Annotated in this window: 14 protein-coding genes; 8 read left to right on the forward strand and 6 right to left on the reverse strand. The window is 75.8% G+C overall.

What is annotated here, in order from left to right; genetic code table 11:
- Positions 1 to 48: 48 nt before the first annotated feature.
- Entirely contained in the window at positions 49 to 2,424 is a 2,376-nt protein-coding gene (gene lon / locus Sru01_RS11375) for an endopeptidase La (protein ID WP_203984113.1), read from the reverse strand.
- A gap of 176 nt (positions 2,425 to 2,600) precedes the next feature.
- Here lon and Sru01_RS11380 point away from each other — a divergent pair, with 176 nt between their 5' ends.
- The 5 genes from Sru01_RS11380 (at position 2,601) to Sru01_RS11400 (ending at position 8,792) form a co-directional block, all read left to right on the forward strand.
- The gene (locus Sru01_RS11380; RefSeq protein ID WP_203984115.1) at positions 2,601 to 4,064 is read left to right on the forward strand and encodes a sensor histidine kinase; all 1,464 of its coding nucleotides are present in this window, start codon (positions 2,601 to 2,603) and stop codon (positions 4,062 to 4,064) included.
- Positions 4,065 to 4,152: 88 nt separating this feature from the next.
- Positions 4,153 to 4,806 (forward strand): response regulator, encoded by a 654-nt coding sequence (locus tag Sru01_RS11385; RefSeq protein ID WP_203984117.1) that lies wholly within the window; start codon positions 4,153 to 4,155, stop codon positions 4,804 to 4,806.
- Between the two features lie 141 nt (positions 4,807 to 4,947).
- Entirely contained in the window at positions 4,948 to 5,727 is a 780-nt protein-coding gene (locus Sru01_RS11390; RefSeq protein WP_203984119.1) for an alpha/beta hydrolase, read from the forward strand.
- Between the two features lie 242 nt (positions 5,728 to 5,969).
- Positions 5,970 to 7,196, forward strand: coding sequence for an acyltransferase family protein (locus Sru01_RS11395; RefSeq protein WP_239137295.1), 1,227 nt, complete (start codon positions 5,970 to 5,972; stop codon positions 7,194 to 7,196).
- A 42-nt stretch (positions 7,197 to 7,238) separates the two neighbouring features.
- Positions 7,239 to 8,792, forward strand: coding sequence for an MFS transporter (locus Sru01_RS11400; RefSeq protein ID WP_203984121.1), 1,554 nt, complete (start codon positions 7,239 to 7,241; stop codon positions 8,790 to 8,792).
- A gap of 7 nt (positions 8,793 to 8,799) precedes the next feature.
- Here the strand turns inward: Sru01_RS11400 and Sru01_RS11405 are convergent, their stop codons facing one another.
- On the reverse strand, positions 8,800 to 10,014 hold the full coding sequence (locus tag Sru01_RS11405; protein WP_239137297.1) for an alpha/beta hydrolase family protein: 1,215 nt from the start codon (positions 10,012 to 10,014) through the stop codon (positions 8,800 to 8,802).
- Between the two features lie 272 nt (positions 10,015 to 10,286).
- On the opposite strand from Sru01_RS11405, the gene Sru01_RS36180 reads away from it, so the two are divergent.
- Positions 10,287 to 11,765, forward strand: a complete 1,479-nt coding sequence (locus tag Sru01_RS36180) for a sensor histidine kinase (RefSeq protein WP_275412153.1) — start codon at positions 10,287 to 10,289, stop codon at positions 11,763 to 11,765.
- 103 nt (positions 11,766 to 11,868) lie between these two features.
- Positions 11,869 to 12,582, forward strand: coding sequence for a response regulator (locus Sru01_RS11415; protein WP_373869514.1), 714 nt, complete (start codon positions 11,869 to 11,871; stop codon positions 12,580 to 12,582).
- Between the two features lie 22 nt (positions 12,583 to 12,604).
- Here Sru01_RS11415 and Sru01_RS11420 read toward each other — a convergent pair whose 3' ends face one another.
- Positions 12,605 to 13,042 (reverse strand): hypothetical protein, encoded by a 438-nt coding sequence (locus Sru01_RS11420; RefSeq protein WP_203984122.1) that lies wholly within the window; start codon positions 13,040 to 13,042, stop codon positions 12,605 to 12,607.
- A gap of 151 nt (positions 13,043 to 13,193) precedes the next feature.
- Between Sru01_RS11420 and Sru01_RS11425 the strand changes: the two genes are divergently transcribed.
- Entirely contained in the window at positions 13,194 to 13,607 is a 414-nt protein-coding gene (locus tag Sru01_RS11425; RefSeq protein WP_203984123.1) for a PPOX class F420-dependent oxidoreductase, read from the forward strand.
- A 339-nt stretch (positions 13,608 to 13,946) separates the two neighbouring features.
- Here Sru01_RS11425 and Sru01_RS11430 read toward each other — a convergent pair whose 3' ends face one another.
- The 3 genes from Sru01_RS11430 to Sru01_RS11440 form a co-directional block, all read right to left on the reverse strand.
- The gene (locus Sru01_RS11430; protein WP_203984124.1) at positions 13,947 to 14,384 is read right to left on the reverse strand and encodes a PepSY domain-containing protein; all 438 of its coding nucleotides are present in this window, start codon (positions 14,382 to 14,384) and stop codon (positions 13,947 to 13,949) included.
- 286 nt (positions 14,385 to 14,670) lie between these two features.
- The gene (locus tag Sru01_RS11435) at positions 14,671 to 15,948 is read right to left on the reverse strand and encodes a sensor histidine kinase (RefSeq protein ID WP_203984125.1); all 1,278 of its coding nucleotides are present in this window, start codon (positions 15,946 to 15,948) and stop codon (positions 14,671 to 14,673) included.
- Positions 15,945 to 16,634 carry a response regulator transcription factor gene (locus tag Sru01_RS11440; protein WP_203984126.1) on the reverse strand — a complete coding sequence of 230 codons (690 nt, stop codon included), beginning with the start codon at positions 16,632 to 16,634 and terminating at the stop codon, positions 15,945 to 15,947. The genes Sru01_RS11435 and Sru01_RS11440 overlap by 4 nt, the downstream gene beginning before the upstream one ends.
- Positions 16,635 to 16,732: the final 98 nt, after the last annotated feature.

The following is a 16,732-nucleotide window of genomic DNA, read 5'->3' on the forward strand; positions in this document are numbered from 1 at the left end:
GACTGGATGATTCGTCCACAAAGGTGAGTTAGGCGGTATTCGCCGGGCTCAGGCCGCCGCGGGCTCCGCCACGACGGCCGGAGTCAGCGCGATCTCCAGCACCTCCCGCACATCGCCGACCGGGTGCACGGTCAGCTCGGCGCGCACCTCCTCCGGCACGTCGTCCAGGTCCGGCTCGTTGCGCGCCGGGATGAGCACCGTGGTGATGCCCGCCCGGTGCGCGGCGAGCAGCTTCTGCTTGACCCCGCCGATGGGCAGCACCCGCCCGGTCAGCGAGACCTCGCCGGTCATCGCCACGTCCGAGCGCACCGGCCGGCCGGACAGCAGCGAGGCCAGGGCGGTGGTCATCGTGACGCCGGCCGACGGGCCGTCCTTGGGGATGGCGCCCGCCGGGACGTGGATGTGCACTGACCGGTCCTTCAGCGAGCCGACCGGCAGCTCCAGCTCGGCCCCCCGCGAGCGGAGGTAGGACAGCGCGATCTGCGCCGACTCCTTCATCACGTCGCCGAGCTGCCCGGTCAGGGTGACCCCGGTCGCGCCGGTCTCCGGGTCGGCCAGCGACGCCTCGACGTACAGGACGTCCCCGCCCGCGCCGGTGACCGCCAGGCCGGTCGCCACGCCCGCGACCGCGGTGCGCTGCGCCGCCTCCGGCAGCGAGGACTCCGGCACGTGCCGCGGCCGGCCGAGGTAGCCGACCAGGTCGTCCGCCCCGACGTGCACCGGGAACCCGATCTCGCCGAGCGCCGACTTCGCGGTCACCTTCCGCAGCACCCGGGCGACCGCCCGCTCCAGCGAGCGGACCCCGGCCTCGCGGGTGTACTCGCCGGCCAGCCGGCGCAGCGCGTCGTCGCCCACGGTGACGTCACCGCCGGTCAGGCCGGCCTTGTCCAGCTGGCGGGGCAGCAGGTGGTCGCGGGCGATCGCCACCTTCTCGTCCTCGGTGTACCCGTCGAGCGTCACGACCTCCATCCGGTCCAGCAGCGGGCCGGGCACCGCCTCCAGCACGTTCGCGGTGGCCAGGAAGAGCACGTCCGACAGGTCGAGCTCCACCTCCAGGTAGTGGTCGCGGAAGGTGTGGTTCTGCGCCGGGTCCAGCACCTCCAGCAGCGCCGCGGTCGGGTCGCCGCGGTAGTCGGCGCCGACCTTGTCCACCTCGTCCAGCAGCACGACGGGGTTCATGCTGCCGGCCTCGCGGATGGCGCGCACGATCCGGCCGGGCAGCGCGCCGACGTAGGTGCGCCGGTGGCCGCGGATCTCCGCCTCGTCCCGGACGCCGCCGAGCGCCACCCGGACGAACGTGCGGCCCATGGCGCGGGCGACCGACTCGCCGAGCGAGGTCTTGCCGACCCCGGGCGGACCGGCCAGCGCCAGCACGGCACCGCTGCGGCGGCCGCCGACCACGCCGAGCCCGCGCTCGGCCCGCCGGCCGCGCACCGCCAGGTACTCGATGATGCGGTCCTTGACGTCGTCCAGCCCGGTGTGGTCGGCGTCGAGCACGGCGCGGGCGGCGGCGATGTCGTAGGAGTCCTCGGTGCGGGTGTTCCACGGCACGTCGAGCACCGTGTCCAGCCAGGTGCGGATCCAGCCGGCCTCCGGCGACTGGTCGGAGGTGCGCTCGAGCCTGCCGACCTCCTTCAGCGCGGCCTCGCGGACCTTCTCCGGCAGGTCGGCGGCCTCCACCCGGGCCCGCAGGTCGTCCTCCTCGGCGGCGGCGTCGCCGTTCAGCTCGGCCAGCTCCTTGCGGACCGCGGCGAGCTGCTGGCGCAGCAGGAACTCGCGCTGCTGCTTCTCCATGCCCTCCTGGACGTCCTTGCGGATCGTCTCGGCGACGTCCAGCTCGGCCAGGTGCTCGCGGGCCCACTCGACCAGGCGGGCCAGCCGCTCGGCCGGGTCGGGGTTCTCCAGCAGCTCGACCTTCTGCGCGGTGGTCAGCCACGGCGCGTACCCCGAGCTGTCGGCCAGTTCCGAGGCGTCCTCGATCTGGTTGATCGCGTCGACGATCTGCCAGGCGCCGCGCTTCTGCATGATCGTGGTGGCCAGCGCCTTGTACTCGCGGGCCGGCTCCTCGGCACGCGGGCCGGCGGGCACCGGTTCGATCCGGGTCGCCTCCACCCACAGCGCGGCACCCGGGCCGGTGGTGCCCGAGCCCACGCGCATCCGCTCCACGCCGCGCAGCACGGCGGCGGGCTCGCCACCGGGCAGCCTGCCGACCTGCTCGACCACCCCGGCGACGCCGACCGCGCCGTACCTGCCGTCGACGCGCGGCACCAGCAGCACCCGGGGCTTGGCCTGCGCCGAGGAGGCCCGGGCGGCGTCGATCGCCGCGCGCACCTCGCCGTCCGACAGGTCGAGCGGGACCACCATGCCGGGCAGCACGACCTCGTCGTCCAGCGGCAGCACCGGGAGGATCAGGCTCTCACTCATGCGCCCTCCAAAGTTGAGTTACATCCGCTCAATTAATGGGAGCCGCTGAATGTTCCCAGGCTTGCGCGTGTTCGCTGACGGCGATCGTAATCGTGTAATCTCACCCCCACGGGTGATGCCGGGCGTCACCTCGGCGCGGGACGCCGGGCCCGGCCGCCCACCTCTAGGCTGAGCGAATGATCTCCCGGATGGCCGCCCTGCCGTACTGGGTGGCGCGCCCGTGGATCGAGGCCGCGGTCACCGGCAACGCCGGCCCGCCGCCGGCCCGCTCCCGGTGGCTGCGCCCGCGGACGCCGCGCCTGCCGTTCCGGACCGTCCACCTGGTCGCCGTGGCCGACGTGATCATCGCCTGGGTCATGTTCGCCACCGGGCTGGCCTTCCTGATGTCCAAGGCGGACGCCATCAGCCCGCCGACGCAAGAGCCGGCCCTGTGGGCGCTCGCGGCCGGCTTCTCGATCCCGCTGGCGCTGCGCGAACGCTGGCCGCTGGCCGCCTGGCGGCTGGCCACGCTGGCCGCCGCGGCGGGCTCGCTGGGCTACCCGCAACTGCTGCAGATCCCCACGCAGGACGCGATGCCGTACATCGCCCCGCAGGTGATCACCTTCCTGCTGTGCTCCTACACCGCGGCGACGCGAGCTGGGCGGCGCACGACGATCGGGATCTGGCTGATCACCACGGTGGGCGCGTGGATCGCCCACCCGAACTCCATGGTCCTGGTCAGCCTGCTGGTGGCCGGCGTGCTGCTGTTCGGGTACAACGTGCGGGTCCGCCGGGCCGCCACCGCCCGCATGCACGAGGAACGGCGCGGCGCGGCCGAGCAGCGGGCCGCCCGGGCGGTGCTGGAGGAACGCACCCGGATCGCGCGCGAACTGCACGACGTGGTGGCGCACCACATGTCGGTGATCGCCATCCAGGCGGAGGCCGTCCCGCTGCGGGCGGCCGGCGACCCCGACGCGCTCGCGGCCGGGCTGGCCGAGATCCGCGGGCTGTCGCTGGCAGCGCTCGCCGAGATGCGCCAGGTGCTCGGGGCGCTGCGCGGCGAGGACGGCCGGCGCGAGACGGCGCCGCAGCCGGGCCTGGACCGGCTGGACGAGCTGGTGGCCAACGCCCGGTCGGCCGGGCTGGAGGTCACCGTGACCGCGCGCGGACGGCTGGACCCGCCGACCGCGGTCGGGCTGTCGGCCTACCGCATCCTGCAGGAGTCGCTCAGCAACGCCATGCGGCACGCGCCGGGCTGCGCGGTCACCGTCGAGGTGACCGGCACCGCGACGCTGATCCGGCTCCGGGTGCGCAACGGCCCGCCCGGCCGTCCGGACACCCTCGGCGTCGCGGCGTCCGCCCCCGGCGATCGGGGCGCCGCCGGCCACGGCGCCGGGCCGGCCGCCGGTCCGGTGCCGGGTGACGGGCCTGCCGCGGCGGCCCCGTCCCGGGCCGGCCGGCGGCTTCGGGCCGTCTCCGCCGGCCGGGCCGCCACCGCACCACCGGCCGGCGGGCGGGGGATCATCGGGATGCGGGAGCGGGCCGCCCTGCTCGGCGGCACGCTCACCGCCGGCCCCACCCTCGACGGCGGCTTCATGGTGACCGCCGAACTCCCCTTCGACGACGTCCAGGACCTCAAGGAAGCCAGGAAGACCAGATGAACCTTTCCCCTGGCCCCCGGCGCCGCCCGGTGGCCCCCGCGCGGCTCCGTCCCGGCCCCGGCCGGCCCGGCCCGGGGACGGCGACCCGATGATCCGGGTCCTGATCGCCGACGACCAGGGCATGGTCCGGGCCGGGTTCACCGCGTACCTCGGCACCCAGCCCGACATCGAGGTCACCGGCGAGGCCGCCGACGGCGCCGAGGCGGTGGCGCTGGCCACCGAGCTCGCGCCGGACGTGGTGCTGATGGACGTGCGCATGCCGGTGATGGACGGCCTGGCCGCCACCCGCCGCATCCTGGCCGAGGTCCCTACTCGGATCCTCATCCTCACCACCTTCGACCTCGACGACTACGTGTACGAGGCGCTGCGGGCCGGTGCCAGCGGGTTCCTGCTCAAGGACGCCTCGGCCCAGCAGCTCGTCGAGGCGGTCCGGGTGGTCGCCGGCGGCGAGGCGCTGCTCGCGCCGACGGTGACCCGGCGGCTCATCGCCGAGTTCGCCCGACTGGGGGCGCCCCGCTCGCCCACCGTGCGGCGGCTGCGCGACCTGACCGAACGGGAGACCGAGGTGCTGGCCCTCATCGCGCAGGGCCTGTCCAACGCGGAGATCGCCGCCCGGCTGGTGGTCTCCGAGCAGACCGTCAAGACGCACGTCGGCCGGATCCTCGCCAAGCTCGGCGTCCGGGACCGCGCCCAGGCGATCGTGTTCGCCTACGAGTCCGGCCTGGTCCGCCCGGGTTCCTGATCTCGCGGCCCGGGTCACCGGCGTCATCCCGTGGGACTACGGCGGCAGACCGGCATCCGGCGGGACGCGGGTTACCGATCATGATTTCTACGGTTCCTCCTGAACCGCGACGGACGCGGCTCGACACAGGAGGTGCGAACCATGATGCGGACCGCCGTCTTCGCGGCATCCCTCGTCGGCGCCGCCGGCGGGTCACTCATCGCTCCCGCCCTGGCGCCTCCCCCGGCCGGCACCCGGATCGTCAAGGTCTTCGGCGACCTCGCCACCGCCGACCGGGTGGCGGTGATCGTCCCCGGCGCGGACGTCACCCGTGCCACCTTCGACGGTGGCCGCCGCGCCTGGTACAGCACCCCGGGTGGCGCGGCGCGGGCCCTGACCGCCCAGATGAAGGCGATCGACCCGGCCGCCCGGACCGCCGTGGTGGCCTGGCTCGGGTACGACAGCCCGCCCACGGTCAGCCTGTCGGCGGCCACCACCACCGCCGCCGCCGCAGGCGCCGGGGAACTGCGCCGCACGGTGGCGGCGATCCGCGCCGCCACCCCGGCCCCGGTGGTGCTGCTCTGCCATTCCTACGGCTCGGTGGTGTGCGCCAGGGCGCTGCCCGGCCTGCCGGTGACCGACGCGGTCGTGGTCGGCAGCCCGGGTCTCGGCGTCCGGCACGCGGGCGAGCTGGCGGCTCTGGGATCCCGGTCCCGGCTCTGGGCCGGCCGATCGGCGAACGACTGGGTCCGGTTCGTCCCTTCGGTGAGGCTCGGCGCGCTGGGGTTCGGCGCCGACCCGGCCCGCCCGTCCTTCGGCGCGCGTGTCTTCGCCACCGGCGACGGCGGGCACAGCGACTATTTCCGCCCGGGCGGCACCGCGCTGCGCAACCTGGCGCTGATCACCCTCGGCCGCGCCGCCGAGGTCGGGGCGGCCCGATGAACGCGTGGCCGCTGCCCCGGGATCCGGGACACCCGACGAACGCGCGGCCGCCTGGCAAAGGTCCGCGACCCCTGGTGAACGGCCCCCGGCCGGTAGAGCCGGCGGAACCCGGCCAAGCCCCCCAGGCCCGGCGAACGGGCGGTCCGCGACATCCGATGCCCGGACCCCGGCCGGTGGAGCAGACGGGGAGTCTCGGCCACGACATCCAGGGCCGGCGACCGGGCAATGGTCAGCGACATCCGATGAACGGCGCTCGGCCGGTGGAGCCGGCGGCGGGCATGGCGGGGGACGTCCAGGCCCGGCGGGCGGGCACCGGGTACGCCGCCCGGCTCGCGGCCGCGACGCCACCGGACCGCGACCGGGGCATCGACGCGCTGCGCGCCCTGGCCATCGCCGGTGTCATCATCGGGCACTGGCTGGTGACGGCCTGGCTGGTCGACGCCGCCGGGAACCTCCGGGTGACCAGCCCCCTGGCGTTCATGCCCGGCCTGGCACCGCTGTCCTGGGTGCTGCAAACCCTGGCGGTCTTCTTCTTCGTCGGTGGCCGGACCGCGGCCGGCGGCCTGGCCCGGGCCGGCGACCCGCGGGCCTGGCTGCGCCGCCGGGCCGGCCGGCTGCTGCGCCCGGCGGGCCCGCTGCTCGCGATGTGGGCGGCGCTGCTCGCCGCCGCGGCGGCCGGCGGCGTCCCCATGGGGACGCTGCGCGCGCTGGTGGTGCCCGCGCTCGGCCCGCTCTGGTTTCTCGCGGTGTTCGGCCTGCTGACCGTGGCCACACCGCTGCTGGTCCGGGTGCGGCCGACGGTGCTCGTCCTCGGCGCCGTCGCCGTGGTGCTCGCCGTCGACGCTGCCCGCTTCGCGCTCGACAGCCCCTCCTGGGTGGGCTGGGTGAACGTGGCCGCGGGCTGGCTGGTTCCGTACGCGCTGGGCCTGGCCCGGGCACGCGGCGCCCTGACCGGACGGCGGGCCGCGGGGGCCCTGCTGGCCGGGGGCGCCGCGGCCACCGTGGTGCTGGTGGTCGCGTTCGGGTACCCGGCCGCCATGATCGGCGTCACCGGCGCGCGGGTCTCCAACCTGAGCCCGCCCACGCTGGCCGCGGTGTCCTTCGGCGTCGCACAGGTGGGCCTGGCGCTGCTGCTGCACGGACCGCTGTCGGCGCTCATGCGCCGGCCCCGCCTATGGGCCGGCGTCGCCACGGCCAACGTCTCGGCCATGACGGTGTTCCTGTGGCATCAGACGGCGCTGACCGCGGTCATGCTCGCCGTGCTGCCCGTCGACTCGGGCGCGCCGGGCCTGCTCGCCCCGCCCGGCTCTCCCGCCTGGCTGCTGCACCGGATGTGCTGGCTGCCGATCCCGGCGGCGCTGGTGGCCGCGGCGTGCGCGGCGGTGGCCCGGCGCGGGCGATCCGGCGGCCCGCTGGAAAGCCGTTCGGACGGGAACAAACCGGCCCGCATCCCGCTTGACCCCCGGTAGGCGGGGGCAGGCCCGCCGAGCGGCGAACCGGGACGGAACGGCATGGGCGACGGCGGCGACGGCGGCATCAGGATGGGCACTCCGCGGGGCCGGTGGGTGTTGTTCACCACGGTGCTCGGCTCGGGGATGGCCTTCCTGGACGGGACGGTCGTCAACGTGGCGCTCCCGGTGCTTGGCACCGACCTCGGCGCCTCGATGGCCGGGCTGCAGTGGACCATCAACGCCTACACCCTGACCCTGGCCGGGCTCATCCTGCTCGGCGGTTCGCTCGGCGACCGGTACGGGCGGCGCAAGATCTTCGTCGTCGGCGTCGTCTGGTTCGCGGTGGCCTCGGCGCTGTGCGGGATCGCGCCTGACATCACCACCCTCGTCCTGGCCCGCGCGCTGCAGGGCATCGGCGGCGCGCTGCTCACGCCCGGCTCGCTGGCGATCATCCAGTCGGCGTACGTGCGCGAGGACCGGCCGCGCGCCGTCGGCGCCTGGTCCGGGCTCGGCGGCGTGGCCGGCGCGATCGGCCCGCTGCTCGGCGGCTGGCTGGTCGCGGCGGCGGGCTGGCGCTGGGTGTTCCTGATCAACCTGCCGATCGCCGCGCTCGTCGTCGCGGTGGCGGCCCGGCACGTGCCGGAGAGCCGCGACGAGTCCGCCGGCGGCCGGTTCGACGTGCTCGGCGCCGCCCTCGCCGCGCTGGCACTGGCCGGGATCACCTACGGGCTGATCGAGCGCGGCTCGGCGCTGCCCCCGGTCGCCGCGGCGGCCGGCGTGGCGCTCGGCGTGGTCTTCGTGCTGCTGGAGTCCCGCCGCTCCCGCCAGGGCGCCCGGGTGTCGGCCCTGGTGCCGGTGCGGGTGTTCGCCTCCCGCGAGTTCACCGCGGTCAACGCGGTGACCCTGATCATGTACGCGGCGCTCGGCGTGGTCACCTTCCTGCTGGTGGTGGAGTTGCAGGTGGCAGCCGGGTTCTCTCCGCTCGCCGCCGGCTCGGCGCTGCTGCCGATCATGCTGCTGATGCTGCTGCTGTCACCGCGCGCCGGCGACCTCGGCCGGCGGATCGGGCCGCGGCTGCCGATGACGGGCGGCATCCTGCTGTGCGCGGCGGGCCTGCTGCTGCTCACCCGGGTGGGCCCCGGCTCCTCCTATCTGCTCGACGTGCTCCCCGGGGTGACGCTGTTCGGACTCGGCCTGTCGGCGGCGGTGGCGCCGCTGACCGCCACCGTGCTGGCCACCGCCGAGGAGCGGTACGCGGGCATCGCCAGCGGGGTGAACAACGCGGTCGCCCGCACCGGCAGCCTGCTGGCGGTGGCGGCCATCCCGCCGCTGGTCGGGCTGACCGGTGCCGCCTACACCTCGCCCGCCGGCTTCACCGCGGGCTACCGGCTCGCCATGCTCGTCGGCGCGGTGATGATGGCCTGCTCGGCGGCTCTGACCTTCGTCACCATCCGCACGAACGTGCTGGCCGCCCCGGCCACCGGCACCGGCCCCACCTCCGATACCGCCACCGCCGCCGGCCCGGCCGATGCCACCGTCGCCGCCGCGCCGCCGACCGGCGGACCGGTGCCCCCGCCGACCGGCCCGGCAGGCGACCGGCCGTCGCCCCGGTGACGCCCGGCTAAGCGCAGGTCTTCTCCGCGACCGAGCACAGCCGGATCTCCGGATAGCGCGCCGAGGGACGGTCCAGCAGCGGTTGCGGCCGGCCCAGCAGGTGCCGATCCAGGAAGGCGCGCACGTAGCGGCGGGTGACCGTCATGGCGCGGGCCCCGGGCAGTTCGGCCTCATCGTCGATACCGAGCTGCTCACCGATGACCGCGAAGTCGTGGAAGGACGCGTGTGCCGCGCCGGCGAGGACGAGCCAGCGCTTCCAGCCGGTGAGCAGCCGCCAGTCGCGATCCCAGCTGGTGTCCCGCCCGCCCGGCGCATGATCCGGCTGGCCGAGGAAGAGGAACGGGCGCGCCAGGCCGGTCGCCGGGATCACCTCCATGGTCGTCCCGTCCATGTCGATGCCGGCCCGCAGCCGGGGGTCGGCGACCATGGCCGCCAGGGCGGCGGCGCCACCGGCCGAGTGGCCCACCACCGCGACCCGCGCCGGATCGATGAGCGGGCCGCCCCGCCAGGCGGGCTTCGCTCCGGTGAGCTCGTCGAGCACGAAGGACACGTCGGCCGCCCGCACTGCGGTCAGCTTCTTCCAGAAGTCCGGCCCGTGTGGCTGCTCGCAGGTCACGCAGGTGGCGAGCCGGCCACCGGGGAACTCCGTCGCGGCGCTCTCATAGGTGTGGTCGATGCCGGCCACCATGTATCCGTGGGAGGCCAGGTCCTCGGCGAGCCCGGTCAGCGAGCCGCGCGGCAGGCCGTACCCCGGGGAGAGCACCACCAGCGGCCGGCCGTGCCTGCGGCCGGCCGGCGCGGCGTCTCGGATGGAGTGGGTGCGCGTTCTGCTCAGGATGTCCACCGGCAGGCCGCGCACGTCGACGTCGGCCCCCTTGAGGGTGATCTCGGACTCTTTCGGGGTCATGTAAGGCGCCCGGGTGCCCTTCGGCGTGATGCGGGCCGGATACCACACGGTCACCATGAGCTCGCGTGTCCTGGCCGCCGCCACCCAGGGATCGGGGCGTGCGGTGTCGGTGAGGTGGAGCGAGGTGCTGCCCACCGGCCGGGGGCCGGTCGGTGCGGGCAGCCGGGGCGGGGCGGTCACCCGGATCGCGGCATCCCCGGCCGGCGCGGCCGCCGGCCGGGGCGGCGTGCCCGAGGCGGCGCCGGCGGTGGCCGGTGCGGCGAGGGCGATCAGGGCGGCCGTGGTGGCCAGCCCGGTGCTCAGCGCACGGCGCACGGGAAGCGGCCGGCTGGGAGCACGACTAGGGTCCATCGGCTGAGGCACGACATGTCCATCCTGGTAGAGGGGAGAGCCCGCGAGAGGTCATCAGGGCGGGCCGTCCGACGAGGAACGACGGTAGGGCGGGCCCGGCGTCCCGCGCGTCGGCCGCGGTGGCGATATCGAGTCACTCGCTGGAGTCATCCGCCTGCTGATCATCCCTGCGATGTACGGCCGATACATCCGGATGCCGATGCGAGCGGCATCGGGCGACAGGCACAATGACGCGGGTGGAGACCACGGAAGGGCCATGGCGGCGGGGCGTGCGGGTCCTGCGCGCCGCGCTGCGCCGGGAGGCGCCGCCCAGGCTCCCGGCGCGGGCACTGGTCGCCGACATGGTGCTCGCCGTCATGCTGACCGCCGCCGCGATGTACGCCGTGGCGACGGTCCAGGACGGGGCCGACTCGCGGTCCGCGCGGCTCGCCGAGAGCCTCAGCCTGGCAGAACCGGCCGCCGATCGCGCTCCCACCGGACCGCCGTCGGTGGCCGGGCCGCGATCCGCGCCCCAGCGGCCACGGCCGCCGGCCGAGCCGCCGCCGGTCCGGTCGCCGGGTCCGGTGGACGACGGGCCGCCGGTCCTGCTGGTGGTGCTCACCGCGCTGCCGCTGGCGTCCCGGCGCCGTTATCCGCTGACCACGTTCTGGACGGTGCTGCTGGCGGCGCTGGCCGCCTACCAGGGCGCGACATGGATCACCGTGCTCACCTGCGCGATCGCCGCCTACAGCGCCGTCGCGCACAGCCGGGACCGGGTGGTGGCGGTGGCCGGGCTGCTGCTGGCCGCCGTGCTGGCCGGGGTGGCCTTTCGCGACGTCGTCCCGAGCCTGCCGAGCTGGCTCGGGCCCTTCGTCGTGCTGCTGACCGCCGGAGTGTTCTCCAGCGTGGTCCGCTTCTGGCGGCAGCGGCTGCGCGACAGCCGGGAACGGGTCGCCGAGCTGCAGCGCACCCAGCGGGAGGCCATGCGCCGGGCGGTCGAGGAGGAACGGTCCCGCATCGCCGCCGAGCTGCACGACGTGGTGACGCACAATGTGAGCGTGATGGTGATCCAGGCCGGCGCGGCCCGCGCGATGATCGACCTGGCGCCGGCCGAGTCCAGGCGGGCGCTGCTGGCGGTGGAGGCCGGCGGCCGGGCCGCCATGGCAGAGCTGCGCAACGTGATGGGCCTGCTGGCCGGCCCGGAGAGCGAGCGGCCCGGCGACGGCACCGGCCTGGAACCGCAACCGGGGCTCGGGCAGATCGACGCCCTGGTCGAGCGGGTCCGGGCGGCCGGGGTGCCGGTACAGGTGGTGGTGTCGCCGCCGGAGCCGCCGGAGCCGCCGGGGCTGCCGGAGCCGCCGCCCGGCGTGGAGCTGGCGGCCTACCGGGTCGTGCAGGAGGCGCTGACGAACACGATCAAGCACGCGCCGGGCGCGACGGCGAGCGTCGCCGTCGGCCGGCGCCGCGACCGGCTGGAGGTGGAGGTGACCGACACCGGTGCGGCACCGGGCGTACCGGGCCGCCCGGCTGGCCCGGCCCTCTCGGGCCTTGCCCCGCACTCCTCGGGGGTGTCCCGGGGGTGGGGTTCACCGGCGGGACCGGGCGTGGCGGGCCTCGGTCGCGGGCTCATCGGCCTGCGGGAGCGCCTGTCGGTGTACGGCGGCACCCTGGACGCCGGGCCTGCGCCCGGCGGCGGGTTCCGGGTGCGGGCGACCATTCCCTGGCGGTCCCGGTGACCGCGCCGCGGCCGGGTGCGGACCCTCCCGACCGGCCCTCTCCGCCGATGGCCGCCGCCGGGCCGGCGCCCGGCGGCGGGTTCCGGGTGCGGGGCGTCGCGCCGTGGCGATCCCGTTGAGCGTCCCGGAGCGGGCGGCGGCCATCGCGGCCGATGACCCGCCGCTGCGGGTGGTGATCGCCGATGACCAGTCGCTGGTGCGCACCGGCTTCCGGATGATCCTGGCCGCCGGGGGCGTCGAGGTGGCCGCCGAGGCGTCCGACGGGGCGGAGGCGGTGAGCGCGGTCCGGCGCACCCGGCCGGACGTGGTGCTCATGGACGTGCGGATGCCCGGGATGGACGGCCTGGAGGCCACCCGGCGCATCGTTGCCGACGGCACGGCGAGCACCCGCGTACTGATCCTGACGACCTACGACCTCGACAGTTACGTGTACACGGCGCTGACCGCCGGCGCCAGCGGCTTCCTGCTGAAGGACGTCTCCCCCGAGCACCTGGTGGCCGCGGTGCGCCTGGTGCGCGCCGGTGACGCCCTGCTCGCCCCGGTGATCACCCGCCGCCTGGTGGAGCGGTTCGCCCGCCGCCACGACCCGGTGGCCGGCGGCCACCGCGCGCTGGCGGAACTGACGCCGCGCGAGCTGGAGGTGCTCCGCCTGCTGGCCACCGGGCTCAACAACGCCGAGCTCGCCGACCGGCTCCACCTGAGCACCGCGACGGTGAAGACGCACGTGGCCCGCATTCTCGGCAAACTGGAGCTGCGCGACCGGGTGCAGGCCGTCGTGCTCGCCTACGAGACCGGACTGGTCTCCCCCGGCGGCTGAGCATGTCGCTTGAGCATGTCGCTCAGTCGCGGTCGGCCTCGATGACGTAGGTCATCTTGGCCGCGCCGCCGGGGCAGGTCACCCGCACGGTGATCGTCTCGGTCTCGGACTCGAACTCCACCGACGCGGCCGGCGCCGGACCGGCGCTGACGTCCTCCGCGCCGTACCCCAGGGCCGGGCTCCACGAGCGGAGCACCGCCCGGTCGCCGGCGCACGACGCGGTGACCGAGCCGCCGGGGGCGTGGAAGGCCCGGGGCGCGGTGCCCCCGGCCGGCGGCGCGGGCGCGGGCGTGCCGGTGGCGGCGGCCAGTGCCCGCGCCACCTCCGCCCGGCTCATCGGCGCCACCACGTTCTCCGACAGTCCCGCGCCCAGCAGGGAGATCGCCCAGGTGCTGGTGAGGGTCGTCAACGCGGCGACGGCCGCGAAGCCGAGAGCGGCGAGCAGCGATCGGCGTTTCATGGCTCCTGCCTTGACACTGGCGGCGCTGGTGGACGGCCGCGCGGGCGTTCTCAGGGTATGTCAGCCACCGGGCCGGCCCCTGGAACGGTGCCGGCGGGCGAGCCGGGCGGCGGGTTGACCTCAACCGCGGTTGAGGTTCCAGCATTGGCTCATGTCTTTCTCCAAAGCCGAGGGCGAGTTCCTGGACGCCCAGGCCATCGGGCGGCTGGCCACCGCCGCCCCCGACGGCACGCTGCAGAACAATCCGGTGGCCTTCCGCTACGACGCCGAGCGCGGCACCGTGGACATCGGCGGATACCGGATGGGCGCCACCAAGAAGTTCCGCAACATCGAGCGCGGCGGCGTCCAGGTGGCCTTCGTGGTCGACGACGTGAAGTCATTCCAGCCATGGGAGGTGCGCGGGATCGAGATCCGCGGCATCGCCGAGGCGCTGCGCGACCAGGAGCCGCCGATGCCGGGCTTCAGCCGCGAGATCATCCGGATCCATCCGCGCACCGTGTTCTCCTGGGGTCTGGAACCGGGCGTCGAGGGCGTGCGACGCCGCGAGATCCCGGCGAGCGCCTAGCTCCCGCCGCGCTCCCGGCCCGCCGACCGACCGGCCCGCCCCCCAGGTCCGGCCGGCCCGCCGCCCGAAGTCCGGCCGGTCCAAGGTCCGGGTCCAGTTGACCCGCCATCCGAGGTCCAGCCGGTCCACGGTCCGGGCGGCCCGCCATCCGCGGTCCGGCCGATCCGTTCCCGTCCGGGCGGCCACCCGCCGGCCGGACGGCTCACATCCCGATATCCCGCCGTCCGGCCGCTCCGCCCTTCCCAGGCACTCCACCGGCCCGGGCAGTCCGTGGTCCTGGCCGGGCCGCTGTCAGCCGGGCCGCCCGGCCGCGGGGGCCCGGGCGACCCGGCCGGCCGGTCAGTCGTCCTGCTCGTTCTGGTCGTCGGCGTCGTTCGGGTCGTCCGTGTCGTTCTGGTCGTCGGTGTCATCGTCGACCTCGGCCGTCACGATCTTGCCGTCCGCCGCGTTCACCTCGATCTCGTGCTCGGTGCCGTCACCGGCCTGGACCTCGACGTCCCAGACCTGGACGCCGTTCTCGTCGTCCAGCTCGGCCTCGGTGACCTTCCCGCCGGGCACCTTCCCCAGCGCGGTGCGCTCGGCGTCCTCGCGGGAGACCGTGGGGGCGGGCGTCGTGGTGCCCTGGCCGCCGTCCTGGCGGCCCGCGTCGGATGCCGGCGCCGAGGAGGCGGGAGCAGGGGTGGGCGTGGCGTCCTGCTGCGCGGCGAAGGCGGCTCCGCCGCCGGCGAGCAGGGCACCCGTCACGGCGATACCAGCGATGATCATAGGCTTGCGCATCCGAACCTCCAGCGGTCGGTTGACTCGTCGATGACCCAAGGTTGTCCGGCAGCGGGATATCGCCGCGCTGCCGGATCCCTAACGTCCGGTTAACGCGACGCCGGCTCCCGGCGCGGCCAGCGGCCAACCGGCAACGGGGCAGCCGGCAACGGGCAGCACGAGCGGCAGCCGGACAGGGAGCGGGCGGCGGACAGGATGGCCCGTGACCAGGACGCAAGCCGGACGGAGGGCCGGCGCGCGGCCAGCAGGACGAGGCCGGGCGGCGGCCGACGGGTGGGCGGCGAGGTCAGCGGCGCGGCGGGCCGAGCATCATCCGGACGCGGGCGCCGCCGTCCGGGCCGGTGCCGAGGTCGAGCGACCCGCCGGAGCGTTCGGCGGCCCGCCGGGCGATGTCCAGGCCGAGACCGGTGGACCGCCCGGCGCTGACCCCGCGGGCCGGCAGGCCGGTGTGCGGGAAGCCGGGGCCCTGGTCGGTGATCACCAGCTCGGCGCCGCCGCCGTCCCGCCGAGCCAGCCGGACGTCGAACGCCACCCCGTCGGGGGTGTGGGCGAAGACGTTCTCCAGTAGGGCATCGACGCAAGTGGCGAGGGTCTCCTCGGCCAGGGCGACCGGCAGCGGCGAGCCGGCCAGCTCGCGGCCGACCGCGCGGCCCTGGTCGCGGGCCAGCATGGACCAGTGGTCCAGCCGGCCGGCGACGACCGTGGCCGCGTCGCAGCTGCCGGCCGCCTCCTCCCGGGACCGGCGGGCCTCCTTGATCACCTGGGTGACCATCCGCTCCATCTCCTCCACCGCGGCCGACACCCGGGCCGCCTGGCCGCCCGGCGGCAGCCCGTCGGCCTCCAGCCGCAGCACGGTGAGCGGGGTGCGCAGCCGGTGGGACAGGTCGGCGACCGCCTCGCGCTCCTGCGCGAGCAGCACCCGGATCCGGTCGGCCAGATGGTTGAGCGCCGTCGCGACCTCGACCACCTCCGGCGGGCCTCCGGCCGCCGCGCGGGCGGTCAGCTCGCCGGCCGCCAGCCGGTGCGACGCCCGCGCCACCTCGGCGATCGGCCGGGTCAGCGACCGGGACAGCCGGTCGGCGACCGCCAGGGCGATGGCGAGCAGGCCGCCGCCGACCAGCGCGAGGATCAGCCAGGACCGGGTCACCCCGGCCCGGAGCTGCGCCTGGGAGACGAAGGTGCGCACCACGGCCGTGCCGCCCGGCCGGCCGCCGACCGCGACGACGATCTCCCGCCCGCCCGCGGCCTCGGCGGTCAGGCTCCGGCCGGTGAAGCCGAGCCGCACGGCGTCCGACACCGTGGCCGGCGCCCCCAGCGGCGTCCCGTCCGGCAGGAAGATCGTGATCGGCAGGCCGCCCGCGCTGCCGGCCTGCTCGGCGGCCAGCTCCAGCCCGGCCCGGTCCGCCTGCGCCACCACCGGGACCAGCGACTGGGCGCGCACCAGCGCGTCGGCGGTGGCCCGGTCGGCGGCCAGCACCGTCACCAGCAGCGACAGCGGGACCAGGAACGCGATCAGCGCGAGCGACACCGTCGTGGCGGCCAGCAGCAGCAGCCGGCGCCTCACGGCCCCGGATCCACGATCTTCACGCCCACGCCGCGCACGGCCCGGAGATAGCGCGGCCGCTGCGCCGACTCGCCGAGCTTGCTGCGCAGCCAGGACAGGTGGACGTCCACGGTCTTGTCCGCGCCGCCGTAGGGCACCTGCCAGACCTCGGTGAGCAGCTCGCGCTTGCTGACCACCTCACCGGGGCGGGCGGCCAGGTAGCACAGCAGGTCGAACTCCCGGGGCCGCAGGTCCAGCGGCCGGCCGTCCAGGCTCGCCTCGCGTCCGCGCGGGTCGACGCGCAGCGCCCCGACCACCAGCGGACGATCGGCGCCGGCGCCGTCACCGCCCTGCCGCCGCAGCACCGCCCGGATCCGGGCGTCCAGCTGCACGGCGCGGAACGGCTTGACCAGATAGTCGTCGGCGCCCGCGTCCAGCACCCGGGCGATCTCGCTCTCGTCGTCCCGGGCGGTGGCGACGATCACCGGCACCTCGCTGACCGCCCGCAGCATGCGGATGACCTCGTAGCCGTCCAGATCGGGCAGGCCGAGGTCGAGCAGCACCAGCTGCGGTCGCTCGTCGACCGCCGCGCGCAGCCCGGTCATCCCGGTGGCGGCCGAGCTCACCGCGTGGCCGCGCTCGCCCAGGGCACGGATCAGGGCGGACCGCACGGCGGGGTCGTCCTCGATCAGCAGCAGTCGCGCCACCCGCCCACCGTAGCAATGATGGCGGTACGCTCCGCCCGGCCGGCCCGGTGTCCCAGCAGCGTCGTCCGGCGCCGCGCCGGAGCGGACCTTCCGGTCCG

Source organism: Sphaerisporangium rufum, from assembly GCF_016863395.1.
GTDB lineage: Bacteria > Actinomycetota > Actinomycetes > Streptosporangiales > Streptosporangiaceae > Sphaerisporangium > Sphaerisporangium rufum.

Coding starts and splice junctions, on each gene's coding strand:
- lon (WP_203984113.1), bottom strand. CDS start 2,424: ATGAGTGAGAGCCTGATCCTCCCGGTGCTGCCGCTGGACGACGAGGTC.
- Sru01_RS11380 (WP_203984115.1), top strand. CDS start 2,601: ATGATCTCCCGGATGGCCGCCCTGCCGTACTGGGTGGCGCGCCCGTGG.
- Sru01_RS11385 (WP_203984117.1), top strand. CDS start 4,153: ATGATCCGGGTCCTGATCGCCGACGACCAGGGCATGGTCCGGGCCGGG.
- Sru01_RS11390 (WP_203984119.1), top strand. CDS start 4,948: ATGATGCGGACCGCCGTCTTCGCGGCATCCCTCGTCGGCGCCGCCGGC.
- Sru01_RS11395 (WP_239137295.1), top strand. CDS start 5,970: ATGAACGGCGCTCGGCCGGTGGAGCCGGCGGCGGGCATGGCGGGGGAC.
- Sru01_RS11400 (WP_203984121.1), top strand. CDS start 7,239: ATGGGCGACGGCGGCGACGGCGGCATCAGGATGGGCACTCCGCGGGGC.
- Sru01_RS11420 (WP_203984122.1), bottom strand. CDS start 13,042: ATGAAACGCCGATCGCTGCTCGCCGCTCTCGGCTTCGCGGCCGTCGCC.
- Sru01_RS11425 (WP_203984123.1), top strand. CDS start 13,194: ATGTCTTTCTCCAAAGCCGAGGGCGAGTTCCTGGACGCCCAGGCCATC.
- Sru01_RS11430 (WP_203984124.1), bottom strand. CDS start 14,384: ATGCGCAAGCCTATGATCATCGCTGGTATCGCCGTGACGGGTGCCCTG.